Genomic DNA, 15,674 nt, shown 5'->3' with positions numbered 1-15,674 from the left:
TTATTATGCCGGTATTATCTTCTTTCCTGAAAAAAATTCTTCAATAATGCTCCGCATTCCTCTTCTAAAATCCCGCCTTTTATTTCAACATTATGATTAAATAAATTTTTCTTAAATAAATTTACTACACTGCCGGCAGCACCTGCCTTGACATCAGATGCACCAAAGACAAGGCGTTTTATTCTGGCTTGAATAATAGCATACGCACACATAGGACATGGTTCCAGAGTGACATACATGATTGCATCATCCAAATGCCAGCTTTTTAAATACCTGCACGCTTTTCTAATGGCTAAGATCTCAGCATGTGCTGAGGGATCCTGTAATCTCTCTTTTTCATTAAAAGCATGGGAAATTACTTTATTATTCAAAACAATTAATGCACCAACGGGAACTTCTTCCTGTTCATAAGCTTTTCGGGCCAGTCGAAGTGCTTTTTTCATCATTTCCTGATTGATATTCTCTACCAATGCCTTTTTCCTTATGGTTTAGATATATTCATTAACTCTTAAGTATTTCTTTAATTTCTTTGTTTATTCAATTTTTACTTGTTTGTTGAGAACTTACGAATTAATATCCTTCCTTATTCCCTTTACGTTATACGGAATACGATATACTAAATAAAGAATGATATGGTGCGCCCGGAGGGACTCGAACCCCCAATCTACTGATCCGTAGTCAGTTGCTTTGTCCAATTGAGCCACGGGCGCATTGGTGTATGAAGGAATATAATCTGGTTTTATTCAAAACTAAATAAGATTGTATTATAATTTAAAATCTACGTCAAATTAAATAATACTTTAATTTGTCCTAACTATTAGCTATCTTATATCAAAATTTTGTTTTACTAAATATCTTTCTAAAAAAAGTGAAGAAATAATAATCAAGGGGATGGACACCAACCAACGAATTATTGTAAACTCTATTCCTAAAAATGAGGCTTCAAATACAGTCATGGGGATCCTGACAATAGCAGAGGCTCCAACAAATGTAAAGATTACACTCAATCTTGCTCCTTTTTTATAAAGGGCAGAGGAAACCGGCAATGCTACCAACAGACCGCCAGCCATTGTTCCAGCCAGGACTATTGCCCAAATATAGCCCCTTATGCCGCCTTCATATCCTAAATGCCTCTCAACTTTCTCTCGGGGGACCCATACTTCAAATAAGCCTATCAGAATGAATGCACATGGAAGTATTTTTATCATATAGGACAAAAATGATAATAAATTGTTTCCTATTTCTAATCCGGATGGAATGTTAAAAATATATGAATAAATCAAAAATGCAAAATAAATGATTATTATAAATATATAAATATATTTATTGATATTAGTTTTATTCTTCTGTTCTTTTTTCATAAGGTAACCTCTCCAAAATATATGCCAACCACTACCGCTATAATTATAGCTATAATAAAACTCAAGAGATTGCGGATTAAAGAAACTTTTTTGCCAAAATAAGTTACCTCAATCGGGAATGTCATGGTACCAACCATCATTAAAGTTGTAGTAAAAGAAGCAATAATCATATATGAAATACCGCTGTTTCTTAATATTCCAGCAAGGGGAAACGCTACAAAACCTGGCATAATAGTTACAGAGCCTACTAGTGCAGCCAGAACAACATTCACTATATGGTATCCGGAATCAAGATACTGAATTATTTTCTCCTGGGGAAATAAAAATAATATAATTGAAACAAAGATGAGCATAATTAAAAAAGAAGGGAAAATTACTTTAAATCTTTTATAAGTTATCAACAAAGCCTTTTTAGTTTTAGCACGATTGAATGCTAATGACAAAAACAACAAAATACCGGTTAAATAAAAAAACCACATTGGTTTTTTCTCCTTTTCAGTATATTATTTATTTAATACATCAATATAATATGAACATTCTTCTTATTTTGCAACCAATATTAAAAAATTGTCGCTATTTTCTCATTGTTAAAATTTATTTTTTCTTGTTATAGTGCTATGATAGATATATTAATTTTATAAGGAAGCATATGAAAAAATTGTTAAATTTAAAAAATAAAAAGATTACAGTAATGGGTTTAGGTTTAAATCGTGGAGGTTTGGGTGTTGCCAAATATCTGGCCGGTTCCGGAGCAGATGTGCTGGTCACTGATTTAAAAACCAGTCATGAACTGCAGAAAACTATGGCTGAATTAAAAGATTATGATATTACATATGTACTGGGTGGACATAGAGTAGAAGATTTTATCGGAAGAGATATGATTATTCAAAATCCGGGAGTCCCAAATCATTCAAAATACTTACAAATAGCAAGAGAATTTGGTACTCCTATTGAAACAGATTTATCATTATTTCTTAAAGTTTGCCCTTCCACAAAGTTTATTGCCGTAGGAGGTACAAAAGGCAAGAGTACTGTAACAGATTTAATTTATCATATTTTTTGTCGAGCTGGAAAAGATATAGTACATGCAGGCAATATAGGTATATCTGTTTTTGATGTATTACCTAAAATCAAAGAAAACACACTGGTACTGCTGGAAATTTCCAGCTGGCAACTGGAAGGAATTCAACACCTGCAGTTTAAACCACAGATTGCAGTATTGACTAATATTCTGCCTGACCACTTAGACCGTTATGACAGTTTTGAAGAATATTCCCGTTCAGAAAAAATAATCTGTAAATATCTGGATAGAACTAACATTCTGGTTACCAGTTTTGATAATTCAATTACAAGAAATCTCTCTCAACAAACAACTGCTGAAATATCTTGGTTCAGTACAAAAAGAGAGGTTACTCAGGGAACTTATTTAAAAGGGAATGCATTGTTTTTTAAGCATACAAACAGGCAGGTTCAGTTTTCAGAAACCAACAATATCCATGTTCCTGGAAATCATAACATAAGTAATATTTTAGCGGCTGCTAATGTTGGTTTTCTCATGGATTTATCAGCATCAGATATTTCCGGGGCAATTAAAGATTTTTCGGGAGTACCCAACCGTCTGGAAAAAATACGGACTTTAAATGGAATTAATTTTTACAATGATACCTGTGCTACTACTCCGGAAGCTGCAGCAGCTGCGGTACAATCATTTCCCGGGATACCCTTGATTATAATTCTTGGTGGAAAAGACAAAAAATTGAAATATGATTGCTTGTGCCGTACGATTATAAGCAATAATAATATTGCCCATCTTGTAATTCTAAGGCACCCGGAATATGATGCTTCAGAAATGATAATAAATAAATTAAAAGGAAAAAAATTTCAAAAGAAAATACATGTCAGACAGTCAATGGCTGAAGCAGTAGACACGGCATATACCCTGGCACAACCGGGTACAAATATTTTACTGTCTCCTGCAGCTACCAGCTTCGGCCTTTTTGTAAATGAATTTGACAGGGGCAATTCATTTCGAAAAGCAGTCTCTAATCTGTGATGAATTTCTAATCACCACTTATATGGTCATGAACCATTATCCTTTTTCTCCGAACCCATTTGAATCCTTCTTCAGGTGTAATGGTCAACACCTCTACCGGCCCTCCTACCCCTGGCAGCTCACCGGGATTGGCTTTTATCCCATCGGAAAATCTTTGAATCGCTGATGTAGTTTCAATCATCAATGTACAAAAATCAATTGCATCCTGCAGGGTCATTGTTCCCCACTGAATTACATATTCTAAACTATGCAACTGTTTTAAGACATTTTCCCGGTCTGTTAATGAACTGGCATCCTGTACAAATGGTAAATTTATTATTCGCCCATCAAACCCTAATACAATTCTTGATACTACATCTGTCTGTCCTATCCAGTTTGGCCCATATTCTTTTCCTCTTTCCCTATTATCTCTACTTTTAATTTTATTCCCGGGAACATAACAGGTAAAAGCCTGTTGTGAACCATCCTGGTTTATTCCGGCAATAATAAAACTGATGGGGTCAATTTTTCCAATGCCTTTTCTTGTGTTGCCTTTAGTATCTTTATATCGAAAATCAATATATGATTCTTTTTTAGTTATTTCTAATATCTCAAATTTTTTATTAAGCAAATCTTTTTCGATTTGTTCTTTTGCCTTATTTAGCTGGTCATTCCAATCATATTTTTCATTTAATAGTTTTATAAGTTCATCAGCAGTCTTCTCTATTGAATAGTTATCTACAGGATTATTTTCAATAAATTCTTTAATATAACTGCTAACACTTCTCAAGCCGCTATTTTCCGGTAAAAAAGCCAAGCCGGCTAAGGCTATACCTATTCTGTGATTTAATTGAAAAAGTTTAGATGCATTATCACTGCCTATTCGTGCCATACCTTTTCGATTTCGATAGGATTGTCGGCTATCTGCTGCCATTACAATCCCCTCGGGAATAGTAGTATTAATAGCTAATGACATCTTGCCTCCTTTAATTCTCTAATTTATTTATTTTCCTCTATGGTTTTTATACCCTCTAATTTTAGAAATGATATTAACTCCCATTAAACCTCCCAGAATTCCCAGAATTCCAAAATAAAGGGCTGAGAAAAATATATTCCCACGTATAATTAGCTCTAAATAATCTCCAATATTGTTTCCCAATAAATACAACAAATGGAAATGCCAGATATTTTCCGGGTATAATAAGAAAATCCGACAAAATACCCCGCCAAGAATAGTTCCTAAAAAAGCTATTACCATAGCTGTGTCTCTCCTGCCAATAATAATACCAGCAGAAAGACCTGAAAAAAGCGGACCAACTAACGGGAAAGTCCCGATAGCTGTACCTATAATAATGGTAATCAAAAATGGAACTGTTATCATATTTTGCATTTTCTGAAATTTAATTATATTTTTCTTTTCTGCTGTTTTATTTATCTTTTACTGTGCGGGTACCCTAATAAAAATAGCCAGCTGATAAAAATCAGGATTACCGATAGGACAATGATAGCAATAATTCCGAACGTTGCTGCATCCTGCCAGAAATTCAAAGGATATAACATCACTAGATGGTCAGTCCTGGGATCCAGTATCCAGGGGGAACTCTGAGGGTCACCAAAAACCAGGTAATGAAAGCGGATAAAGAGATTGTGAAAACCGGCAAACATTCCTATTCCCAGAACAGCCAGCAAGATAACGTTTAAGATACTCCCGTTTTTTAATCCTCGCCAGAAATAAAGAAGCTTATCCTTTCTTTTCAAAACAATATTTAATAGCAAATACAAAAAGAAATAACCCAAGGCTATATATTGCATCATGAATACATATTGAAAGATATCCTTCACATCTTTCAGGTGTACTAATTCATGGTCATGGAATAAGTAAATGGGCTCATCATTTTTTTGTAACAGTAGCTGAGGGCTTTCAACTTTACCATTAAAATACTGTATTAAATGTCTGGTAATTATCCCCAGTTGAGAGTTATCAAAACCGGTTACCTGATTAATATTATTTTTTTCATATTCATATTCGTAAAATGGCAAAAATTGAACTTCCATCCTGACTACTGAAGTTATCAGTAAAACAGGTATTGAAAGTACAAAAATCCACCACAGGATAATGCGAATTATCTTCAAAGATTTCCCCTTATTTTTAGATAATAAAATCAATAAATACTTTTTCAGGAAAGAACAATATCAGAAAGGCTTCTCTTTGGTACATGATGTATATTGTTCTTATCACGCCAGTATTTAATATCACCACTGTCATCTAATTTTTCTATCTGAACTATTTCAACAGGATAGCCCAGAGCCAATGCGTATAATATTTCATATTGTGAAGGTATGTTTAACAATTCTCTTAGTTTTTCCCGGGCAACTGAACCAAATATACAACCGCCTACTCCCTTTTCAGTTGCTCCCAAAAGGATACTCTGAGCTGCAATTCCTGAATCAACACTGAAATTTTCAGCAATATTTTTATCACCAAGAATAATTATATAAGCAACTGGTCTTTCGCCATCTGCAGGTCCCTTCCAGTCTTTCAGGTAAGCAGCCCAGGCAAGGGTGTTGAATATTTTTTTGTTAGTCTCAGGTTCACTGGAAAGGAAATATTTCAGTGGCTGCTTATTAGCTGCAGAAGGTGATAATCTTGCTAAATCTATTAATTCTAACAATTCTTGCCTGTCTATCTTTTTTCCTTCATCAAAACGTCTATAGCTTCTGTTTTTTAAGATTAAATCCTTTAACATAATTTCTCCCACCTCAACTCTTATTTATTAGCATATTTTTAAAATAATTTTACCTATGCGATTTTTCTCTTCGGAATACAAAATTATATGTTCAGAAATCCATCTTTAAATAAAAAAGCTACCAGTGCAATTATACCCAAAAAGATAAAAAACTGACCATTCATAGTTTTTCCTCCCTGCTTATTGGTAAATATGGCTTGTCTTTTCTAATTATGATAATAAAAATGCCAACGATTATCATCAATAAAGACATTACCTGTGCTAAATTCATGAATCCTAAATATTTATATCCAGATATAGGTGATGGCTCCCGGAGAAATTCGTTTAAAAAACGAACAATACCATAGCCAATAAAATAGACACTTAATTGAAGGCCATTAAACCATTTCTTTTTTCGCAGATACCATAATACGATAAAAAGAACGACCCCCTCAAAAAGTGCCTCATATAGTTGGGTGGGATGTCTTAATTGATTGGTTGGATCTGCAGGAAAGTACATTCCCCAGGGTAAATTTGTAACTTTTCCATACAGTTCTCCGTTTATAAAATTGCCAAGTCTGCCAAAGGTATAACCTGCAGGTATTCCCGTAATACCCATATCAGCGAATTGCCAGTGATTGATATTTCTTTTTAAACAAAATAATATAAAGGCCAATACAATACCAATCATTCCTCCATGGTAGGACATTCCCAAAATACCCGTATAGTGAAAACCTCCCGAAAAGTCAAAAGGAAGTATTATTCTCATTGGATTGGTTAAATAGTATCCTATATCTGATGAAACAACATGCCCGATCCTTCCCCCTATCACCAGCATAATAACTGCCCAGATCAAGAAATCCAATACTGTAGATTCTTTAAAAACTAATTTTTCTGAGCGAATCCGATAAATAGCAATAGAAAAAGCGGTTAAGAAACCCAGAGGGTACATCAATCCATACCAATAGATTTTGAATTGACCAAAAGAGGCTAAAACAGGATTTATTGCTTCAGGAATATGAGCCCAATCTATCCCAAACATATTGTTTATTTTAAACCTTTCTTTCCATTAACAGGCAACCAACTATTTCACAAGTCGGGTTGCCTGTTAATTCATCATTTATTCCAAGGTATATAATACCTATTCCATTCGATAAGATTTTAATACTTTCAAGTAGTTTGCTCTTTCATATGCATCTGTTTCTCTGGTATTCTGCTGGCTTAAAATTCCTCTAATGCTATCAATAGATTCATAATGGTTTCTTTTCATCCAATCCTCAGTCGCTTTTATTAATTCCTCAATGAAAGAAATTCCCCTCAGTAGTAAAGCTGAAGTCATCATAGCAACATTTGCTCCGGCTAAAATACTTTTTATTATATCTTCAGCTGTATGAACTCCTCCGGTAATTGCCAGGTCTGCCTTAACTTTCTTATAAAGTAGTCCTACCCATCTTAGTCTTAAACGCAACTCGGATGATTCACTCAATTCCAAATTAGGGGATATCGACATTCTCATTAAATCAATATCAGGCTGATAAAATCTGTTGAATAAAACCAGCGCATCAGCCCCCTCGTCAACAAGTTTATATGCTGTATCAGGTATTGAGTTAAAATATGGGCTTAGTTTTACTGCTATTGGTATTTTTATGTTTTGCCTTAATGTTTTTAGTAACTCCAGATACATCTTTTCAACTTGCTGACAGGAAACAGATTTTATTGTCGGCAGATAGTAAATGTTTAATTCCAGGGCATCCGCTCCTGCTTCTTCAATTTTCTTCCCATATTTAAGCCATCCACTATTTGATATACCGTTCAGGCTGCCGATAATCGGTATATCGACAGCCTTTTTTGCTTTCTCAATATAGTTTACATACTCATCAGGAGCAAAACGGTAATCATTTACATCAGGAAAATAGCTCAAAGATTCGGCATAACTTTCTGTTTGTTGAGTCAAAGCATAATTCAACTCTTTCTCTTGCAGAATAACCTGTTCCTCAAAGAGTGAATGCAAGACTACAGCACTAATTCCGCTCTTTTCCATCTGCTTGATGTTTTCAATATCTTCACATAACGGAGAAGCAGAGGCAACCAAGGGATTTTTCAATCTAATACCTAAATATTTAGTACTTAAATCAACCACTTACTTATCCTCCTGTTTTTATCAATTTATTTATTCTTTCGAATTCTCATTCTTAGCCCATTTTTCATATATTTTCCAGCGATTCATTACTTCTTCCTGAGCTTTCTTGTAGTACTCTTTAGCTATCTCTGGTTTACTATAAGTCAGTATTCTGTATCTGTTTTCAGCATAAATATAATCTTTCAGTGGGATACTAGGAGCCTTACTGTCCAGTACAAATGGATTCTTCCCTTCTTTCTTTAATTCCGGGTTATAATGCATTAATGGCCAGTACCCGGAGGCTACTGCTGCTTTTTGCTGTTTTAGCCCATTTCTTAAGTCATAACCGTGTCCTGCGCAATGAGAATATGCAACGATAATAGAAGGACCATCATAGGCTTCTGCTTCACGGAATACCTTTATAGCCTGATTCATATTTGCACCCAGGGCAATCCTTGCAACATAAGCAGTACCATAGTTTACTGCCATCATTGCAAGGTCCTTTTTAGCAGTTTGTTTTCCACCTGCAGCAAATTTTGCAACAGCACCTAAAGGTGTCGCTTTGGACATCTGTCCACCGGTATTGGAGTAGACTTCTGTATCTAATACCAGAATATTTACATTCTGCTTCTGAGCAATAACGTGATCAAGTCCGCCATAACCAATATCATAAGCCCAGCCGTCTCCACCTAATATCCAGACACTCTTTTTAACCAAGGCTTCTGCCAAACTGTCTAATTGTCTTGCTTCTTCCTTAGAGATGTTTTCTAATTTCTTATGTAATTGGGCTACTCTTTCTCGCTGTTTTTGTATTTCTTCATCATTGGACTGTTCTGCATTCATCAGTTCATTAGCCAGGCTTTCACCTATGTCATTTTTTAGCTTTTCTACCAGGTTAATAGCCATTATTTTCTGCTGATCTATGGCCAAACGTAATCCGTAACCAAATTCTGCATTGTCTTCGAAGAGAGAATTTGACCAGGCAGGTCCGCGACCATCCTGATTAAATGTCCATGGTGTTGCAGGCAGATTACCGCCATAAATAGAAGAACAACCAGTAGCATTAGCTACAATCATTCTATCCCCAAATAACTGGCTGATAAGCTTTACATATGGAGTTTCTCCACAACCTGCACAGGCTCCGGAGAATTCAAACAATGGTTGAGTAAATTGCAGGTCTCTTATTCGGTTCAGTTCCAGTTTTTCTCTATCAACTAATGGAATATTTTCAAAGAATTCCCAGTTTTTCTTCTCTTGTTCTTGAATATTTTCCACTGGTACCATATTGATGGCTTTTTTGCCAGGTTCTTTCTTATTCTTTGCAGGACATGTTTCTACACACAAACCACAACCGGTACAATCTTCAGGAGAGATTTGCAATGTGAACTTTAATCCCTGGAAATCTTTGATCTTACTGTCGGTAGACTTAAAGTTTTCCGGTGCATTAGCGAGTAATTCTGGTGAGAAAACTTTACTTCTAATTACAGCATGGGGACAAACAAGAGCACAGTTTCCACACTGGATACAGGTATCCGGATCCCATTCAGGAATTTCCTGAGCAATATTTCTCTTCTCCCATTTGGTAGTTCCGGATGGGAATGTTCCATCAGGGTCAAAAGCGCTTACAGGAATATCATCTCCTTCTTGAGCAATCATTTTAGCTGTTACTTCACGAACAAATTTTGGTGCCTTAGCAGAAACAGTATCCTTTTTCCTGATAGTGCCTTCAGCTTTGAGCGGTACTTTAATTTCCTCAATAGATTCCTTTGCCAACTCCACAGCCTTGTTATTCTTGCTGAGAATCTCTTCTCCCTTAGTTCCATAAGATTTTTTGATGAATTGTTTAATTTTGTCGATTGCCACATCTTCCGGGAGAATCTTGCTTAACAAGAAGAATGCTGTTTGCATAACTGTATTAATTCTAACACCAAGACCGGTTTCTTTGGCAATTTGATATGCATTGATAGAATATACTTTAATTTTTTTGTCAATAATGTTCTTCTGTACCTCAACAGGAATTTTATCCCAGACTTCTTCAGCAGGATATGGGCTGTTTAACAACAATACTGCATTATCCTCTGCATGTTTTAAAACATCATATTTTTCCAGGAACGTAAACTGATGACATCCTATAAAGTTTGCTTTTTCAATCAGGTATGGTGAATGAATTGGATCTTTGCCAAAACGCAAATGTGAAATTGTCAATGACCCTGCTTTTCGCGAATCATAAACAAAATATCCCTGAGCAAAATTATCAGTCTCTTCCCCAATAATTTTAATAGAGCTTTTATTTGCACTTACAGTTCCATCAGAACCCAATCCATAGAATACTGCTCTAACTCTGTCGGCTGGTTCAATATGGAAATGTTCCGGATATTTGATACTCTTATTGGTTACATCATCATTAATACCAACAGTAAAGTGATTCATGGGTTTTTCTTTTTTAATTTCATCAAATACTCCCATAACCATGGCTGGTGTAAATTCCTTGGAAGATAAGCCATATCTCCCACCAACTACCTTTATTTTTCTGTCTATATTATTCTCGCTCATATACTCATTAATTCCGGATAAGACTTCAATATATAAAGGTTCTCCAGCACTCCCCGGTTCTTTTGTTCTGTCTAAAACACATAATTTCTTAGCTGTCTCAGGTATGGCATTATATAGATGTTTTATGGAGAATGGTCTGAATAATCTGACTTTTATCACACCTACCTTTTCGCCTTTTTCTACAAGGTGTTCCACAGTTTCATGGACTGTTTCACAGCCTGAACCCATTAATATAATAATATACTCTGCATCAGGTGCACCTTCATATTGAAAGAGATGATATTCTCTACCGGTAATGTCCTTAAATTCTTTCATAGTTTCTTCAGTAATATCAGCACATTTATCATAGAAGGGGTTACTCCCTTCCCTTGCCTGGAAAAATACATCAGGATTCTGCGCAGTTCCCCTTATAAATGGACGTTCGGGTGAAAGCGCACGTGCTCTATGCTGGTATATTAGTTCATCATTAATCATTTTTTCCATTTCTTCATTTTCCAGCATCTCTACTTTTGATATTTCATGCGAAGTTCGGAACCCGTCAAAAAAGTGCAAAAACGGTATTCTGGATTTCAGCGATGCTGCTTGAGCGATTAATGGGAAATCCATGGCTTCCTGAACTGAAGCCGCTGCCAATAATGCAAATCCTGTAGTTCTTGCAGCCATTACATCAGAATGGTCACCAAAAATAGATAAAGCATGAGTAGCCACTGAACGGGCTGAAACATTAAATACAGCAGGAGTAAGTTCACCGGCAATCTTAAACATATTAGGGAGCATAAGCAATAACCCCTGTGATGCAGTAAATGTAGTAGTTAATGCTCCTCTTTGCAGAGAACCGTGTACAGCTCCGGCTGCTCCAGCTTCACTCTGCATCTCGGCTACAAATGGGATTGCTCCCCAGATATTTTTTTTCTCCTGAAATGCCCATAGATCCGCCAATTCTCCCATAACTGAAGAGGGAGTAATTGGATAGATTGTAATGTTTTCACTAAGGTGATAGGCAGTATGGGCAGCTGCCGTATTCCCATCTAAAGTAATCAATTTGTGTTTCATAATATGTTCCTTTCTTTTTTTATCACATTTTTATGTTTTTTTTATTTAAAGCTATTCTTTATTCTTAAAGAATTTAAAATAACGGTAATTGAACTAAAAGCCATGGCTCCTTCTGCAATTGCGGGATGCAGAAGGCCTAACATAGCAAAGGGTATTGCTAAAGTATTATATAAAAAAGCCCAGAAAAGATTTTGTTTGATAATTTTAAAAATACTTGCAGATATATTAATACTATATATCAGACCATATAGTCCTTCTCTTATTATAACTATATCAGCACTGTCTATAGCCAGGTCAGCCCCATTTTCCATTGCTACTCCAATGTCTGCTCCTTTCAGGGAGGCAGCATCATTTATTCCATCCCCTATCATAAGTACTTTTTTCCCGGTACTTTGGAACTTCCTGACAATTCCCAGCTTCTCCTCAGGTTTAACACCTGCATATACTTTTTCAATGCCCACTTCATCTGCCACAACCCGGGCAGTTATCTCATGATCCCCGGTTACCATTACCGGGGTAATATTCAATTCTTTTAAGCGATTAATCGCTTTTTCTGACTCACCTCTTATTCTATCAGCTAAAATAATAAATCCAAGTTTAGTCATTCCTTTTAATATTTCAACTACTGTTTGGCCTTTTTTAAAATATGGTAAATATTCTTCCCTTTCTTCCGGTTTGCCAATAAAGTATTCTATTCCGTTAAAATATGCTGTAACTCCTTTTCCTGGTATTTCTTTTAAATTATCAATTTTTTTTAAATTTTTCAAGTTGCCCGCAATGGCCTGGGCCAAAGGATGATGAGAATTACTTTCAATTGATGCTACCACGTCCATTTCTTCCTGGCTGAGATTATGCTTTATTACTGATGGATTACCATGTGTGATAGTACCAGTTTTATCCATTAATGCATATGCTATATCTTTGGAAGTCTGTATTGCTTCAGCATTTCGTATAATTAATCCTTTTTTAGCCGCTATCCCGCTTCCTGTCACCAGAGCCATTGGTGTGGCTAATCCTAAAGCACAGGGGCAAGCAATAACAACAGTTGAAATAAAAACAAATATTGCAAATGAATAATTGTTTTCAGTAATCAATATCCATGGAAATATTTCCCTTGCATTTAATAAAAATAACTGATAATTATCCATGTTAAAATACCAGAAAATACCGCTTATTAATGCTAAAGTAATAATAATTGGCACAAACCAATTTGTTATTCTATCTGCCAGTGCTTGAATAGGTACTTTAGTTCCCTGGGCTTCTTTTATCAACAGAATCATTTGGGACAGAAAAGACTCTTCCCCTATTTTGGTAACCTTTATTGTAAGTATACCGGTTAAATTTATTGAACCGCCGATAACAATATCTTCTTTTTCCTTCTTCTTTGGAATAGGTTCGCCATTAATAAAAGATTCATCTACTGAGGAAATTCCTTCTACTATTGTGCCATCAACGGGAATACGTTCTCCGGGTTTAACTTTTACCAGCTGGTTTATTTTAACCATATTAATAGGCAGCCTGACTTCTTCGCTGTTAATAACAACTGTTGCCTCCTTCGATTGTAAAGCTATCAGGCTTTTTATTTCTTTAGCTGCCTTATCTCTCAGATGTGATTCTATAAATCGACCAGTCAAATGAATAGCAACAATCATTGCTCCAATTGTCCCGAAAGACATAATCGGCAAGTTTAAATAACTAAAAAGAGCAGTAATCCAGGATGTTATAGAACCAATGGTAATAAGCGTATCCATGTTAAAATGGTAATGGATTAAGGCAATCCAGGCACTTTTTATCGTAGATGCTGCACAATAAAATATTACAAAAGCAACACTTATTACTTCCAGAAATACAAAGCCCGGGACATGATAGCCGAGCATATGAAAAATCATCATAATAGATAAAGGTAATGTGACTATCCAGGCTATTATGGCATTCTGTCTAATCTTTTTATATCTCTTCTGTCCTGAATCCTCATCAAAACTTTCTGCTATTTTATACCCTGCGCTTTCAACGGCTTTTTTTATTTCTTGATCAGTTAATTCTCGATTACTAATCAGATAAGCAGATTCTGTTGCCAGGTTTACTGAGGCAAACTTTACTCCTTTAATTTTACGAATATTCTCCTCAACCCGATTAGCACAATTAATGCAGGTCATTCCCTCAATTTGAATATTTTTTTTATAATCCTTGGAATTTTTTTTCTCGTTCATTTATAGCATATCCTCTAATACCACACAACAACTTATAATGATAACATGTTTTCACTATTTTTTACAAAAAATAATAAATATTATTTAGTCAGGGCTTCAAAGCCGGCGACGATATCCAGTAATTCATCAGTAATTGAATCCTGTCTTTTTTTATTAAACTGGGCATCCAGTTCTTCTAACTGTTCTTCAATATTCTTCTCTGCCTTGCGCATTGCAAGTAATCTACTGGCATTTTCGCTTGCCATTGTTTCAATAAAGACCTTATAAAGGGAAATGTAAAAATACTGACGAATAATCAGGTTAAACAAAGTGCCTGCCGGAATAGTGTATAATGGTATTGAGGTTGAAGGCCATTGTTTGCCTGCTAATTCTCTTAGCCAGTCATGGTTTAGAGGATATAATTGAAAATAATCTGCTTTAAAAGAAGAACTACTTATAGGGTGATTAAAAAAAAGGTAGATATGTGATACTTTTTTTTGAAAACGCCATTTCTCTATTATTAAAAGTACATCTTGAATAGTCCCATCCAGATGATAGCGAGAATTAGGATATTCAAGGTTATAATTTGCGGATATCCCAATATCCTTTAATGGCTCTGCAATTCTTTCACCAACCACACATGCAATCAGTGATGATTTCTTTTTTAAACCCTCTTTTTTTATCCAGGAATCCAGCTTATTAATAACTGGTATATTAAAATTACCCGCCATTCCTCTTTCTGCACCAAAAATAATGATACCCATTAAATCACTACCATCAGCAGTCGGTGCCTTCAAAATATCAGGGTTTTCTTTTAAAACTATCTGTAAGCCCGCTTCGATATTCTGATGGTAAAAGTTAATAGAATCAACTGCTTTTTCGTAAGTATGAATATTTACCGCGGCCAGGGCTTTCATTGTTTTTACCACTGAGTGCATATCTTTTGCACTCTCAATTTTTCTACGAATTGTCTCCAGCGTCTGCATAATTACTATCCTTCACAAATGAATCAGTTATTTCCTGAATAAAGTTAGTCAATCTATCTTTATCATCAGAAGATAGGGTCTTATTATTATTAACCTTTTCCGTAATCCCAGAAAATTTATCTTTAATATCCTCTTTAACTCTCTTTTTGAATATACTAATTTTACTAATAGGGATATTATCCAGCAAGCCACGGGACACAGCTAAAAGAAGGATAATTTGCTCTAAAACTGAATAGGGTTCATATTGATTCTGCTTTAATATTTCCCTTATCCTTCTGCCCCGTGTTAAAGTTTTTTTGGTATTTTCATCTAATTGGGTTCCAAAACGGGAAAAAATCTCAAGTTCCTGGAACTGAGAATAGCTTAACCGTAAATCACCCACCACCTGGCGGTACGATGCCAATTGGGTTTTTCCTCCAACGCGGGAAACCGATTTGCCTACATCCACTGCCGGTAAAATACCACCCTGGAACAATTGAGGTGAAAGGTATATCTGTCCATCAGTAATGGATATTATATTAGTTGGTATGTATGATGATAAATTCTGGGCTTCTGTTTCAATAATCGGTAAGGCTGTTAAAGAGCCTCCACCGTATTCTTTTTTCAAATGAGTAGCCCTTTCCAAAAGGCGGGAGTGAATATAAAAAATATCACC

At 35.4% G+C, this 15,674-nt stretch carries 14 protein-coding genes and 1 tRNA gene; 1 reads left to right on the top strand and 14 read right to left on the bottom strand.

Annotation, left to right across the window (positions count from 1 at the left end; translation table 11 throughout):
- Positions 1–14: 14 nt before the first annotated feature.
- The 4 genes from tadA to PHQ99_04275 form a co-directional block, all read right to left on the bottom strand.
- Positions 15–443: a tRNA adenosine(34) deaminase TadA gene (gene tadA, locus PHQ99_04290; protein MDD4288785.1), complete on the bottom strand. Its 429-nt coding sequence runs from the start codon at positions 441–443 to the stop codon at positions 15–17.
- 190 nt (positions 444–633) lie between these two features.
- Positions 634–710 (bottom strand) — tRNA-Arg (locus PHQ99_04285).
- A 111-nt stretch (positions 711–821) separates the two neighbouring features.
- On the bottom strand, positions 822–1,361 hold the full coding sequence (locus PHQ99_04280; GenBank protein ID MDD4288784.1) for a permease: 540 nt from the start codon (positions 1,359–1,361) through the stop codon (positions 822–824).
- On the bottom strand, positions 1,358–1,840 hold the full coding sequence (locus PHQ99_04275) for a hypothetical protein (GenBank protein ID MDD4288783.1): 483 nt from the start codon (positions 1,838–1,840) through the stop codon (positions 1,358–1,360). The genes PHQ99_04280 and PHQ99_04275 overlap by 4 nt, the downstream gene beginning before the upstream one ends.
- 170 nt (positions 1,841–2,010) lie before the next feature.
- On the opposite strand from PHQ99_04275, the gene murD reads away from it, so the two are divergent.
- Positions 2,011–3,414: a UDP-N-acetylmuramoyl-L-alanine--D-glutamate ligase gene (gene murD / locus PHQ99_04270; protein MDD4288782.1), complete on the top strand. Its 1,404-nt coding sequence runs from the start codon at positions 2,011–2,013 to the stop codon at positions 3,412–3,414.
- 7 nt (positions 3,415–3,421) lie between these two features.
- Here the strand turns inward: murD and PHQ99_04265 are convergent, their stop codons facing one another.
- From PHQ99_04265 to PHQ99_04220, 10 genes are all read right to left on the bottom strand, one after another.
- On the bottom strand, positions 3,422–4,369 hold the full coding sequence (locus PHQ99_04265) for a hypothetical protein (protein ID MDD4288781.1): 948 nt from the start codon (positions 4,367–4,369) through the stop codon (positions 3,422–3,424).
- 27 nt (positions 4,370–4,396) lie between these two features.
- Positions 4,397–4,774, bottom strand: coding sequence for a hypothetical protein (locus PHQ99_04260; GenBank protein ID MDD4288780.1), 378 nt, complete (start codon positions 4,772–4,774; stop codon positions 4,397–4,399).
- A 50-nt stretch (positions 4,775–4,824) separates the two neighbouring features.
- On the bottom strand, positions 4,825–5,526 hold the full coding sequence (locus PHQ99_04255; GenBank protein MDD4288779.1) for a TIGR01906 family membrane protein: 702 nt from the start codon (positions 5,524–5,526) through the stop codon (positions 4,825–4,827).
- A 44-nt stretch (positions 5,527–5,570) separates the two neighbouring features.
- The gene (locus PHQ99_04250; protein MDD4288778.1) at positions 5,571–6,140 is read right to left on the bottom strand and encodes a nitroreductase family protein; all 570 of its coding nucleotides are present in this window, start codon (positions 6,138–6,140) and stop codon (positions 5,571–5,573) included.
- Positions 6,141–6,300: 160 nt separating this feature from the next.
- Positions 6,301–7,161: a prolipoprotein diacylglyceryl transferase gene (lgt, locus tag PHQ99_04245; protein ID MDD4288777.1), complete on the bottom strand. Its 861-nt coding sequence runs from the start codon at positions 7,159–7,161 to the stop codon at positions 6,301–6,303.
- A gap of 99 nt (positions 7,162–7,260) precedes the next feature.
- On the bottom strand, positions 7,261–8,259 hold the full coding sequence (locus tag PHQ99_04240) for a dihydroorotate dehydrogenase-like protein (GenBank protein MDD4288776.1): 999 nt from the start codon (positions 8,257–8,259) through the stop codon (positions 7,261–7,263).
- A gap of 30 nt (positions 8,260–8,289) precedes the next feature.
- A complete protein-coding gene (gene nifJ / locus PHQ99_04235) occupies positions 8,290–11,844 on the bottom strand; it encodes a pyruvate:ferredoxin (flavodoxin) oxidoreductase (protein ID MDD4288775.1) in 3,555 nt (1,184 codons plus the stop codon).
- 41 nt (positions 11,845–11,885) lie between these two features.
- Positions 11,886–14,054, bottom strand: a complete 2,169-nt coding sequence (locus PHQ99_04230; protein ID MDD4288774.1) for a cation-translocating P-type ATPase — start codon at positions 14,052–14,054, stop codon at positions 11,886–11,888.
- Positions 14,055–14,134: 80 nt separating this feature from the next.
- Positions 14,135–15,019 (bottom strand): F0F1 ATP synthase subunit gamma, encoded by an 885-nt coding sequence (locus PHQ99_04225; protein ID MDD4288773.1) that lies wholly within the window; start codon positions 15,017–15,019, stop codon positions 14,135–14,137.
- On the bottom strand, positions 14,994–15,674 hold a 681-nt coding region (locus PHQ99_04220), incomplete at its 5' end, for a F0F1 ATP synthase subunit alpha (GenBank protein MDD4288772.1). The genes PHQ99_04225 and PHQ99_04220, both read right to left, overlap by 26 nt.

Source organism: Atribacterota bacterium (assembly GCA_028703475.1).
In the GTDB taxonomy this organism is placed as follows: domain Bacteria; phylum Atribacterota; class Phoenicimicrobiia; order Phoenicimicrobiales; family Stramentimicrobiaceae; genus JAQVMU01.
This window is presented reverse-complemented; position numbering and strand designations above follow the sequence as displayed.

Coding starts and splice junctions, on each gene's coding strand:
- tadA (MDD4288785.1), bottom strand. CDS start 443: ATGAAAAAAGCACTTCGACTGGCCCGAAAAGCTTATGAACAGGAAGAA.
- PHQ99_04280 (MDD4288784.1), bottom strand. CDS start 1,361: ATGAAAAAAGAACAGAAGAATAAAACTAATATCAATAAATATATTTAT.
- PHQ99_04275 (MDD4288783.1), bottom strand. CDS start 1,840: ATGTGGTTTTTTTATTTAACCGGTATTTTGTTGTTTTTGTCATTAGCA.
- murD (MDD4288782.1), top strand. CDS start 2,011: ATGAAAAAATTGTTAAATTTAAAAAATAAAAAGATTACAGTAATGGGT.
- PHQ99_04265 (MDD4288781.1), bottom strand. CDS start 4,369: ATGTCATTAGCTATTAATACTACTATTCCCGAGGGGATTGTAATGGCA.
- PHQ99_04260 (MDD4288780.1), bottom strand. CDS start 4,774: ATGATAACAGTTCCATTTTTGATTACCATTATTATAGGTACAGCTATC.
- PHQ99_04250 (MDD4288778.1), bottom strand. CDS start 6,140: ATGTTAAAGGATTTAATCTTAAAAAACAGAAGCTATAGACGTTTTGAT.
- lgt (MDD4288777.1), bottom strand. CDS start 7,161: ATGTTTGGGATAGATTGGGCTCATATTCCTGAAGCAATAAATCCTGTT.
- nifJ (MDD4288775.1), bottom strand. CDS start 11,844: ATGAAACACAAATTGATTACTTTAGATGGGAATACGGCAGCTGCCCAT.
- PHQ99_04230 (MDD4288774.1), bottom strand. CDS start 14,054: ATGAACGAGAAAAAAAATTCCAAGGATTATAAAAAAAATATTCAAATT.
- PHQ99_04225 (MDD4288773.1), bottom strand. CDS start 15,019: ATGCAGACGCTGGAGACAATTCGTAGAAAAATTGAGAGTGCAAAAGAT.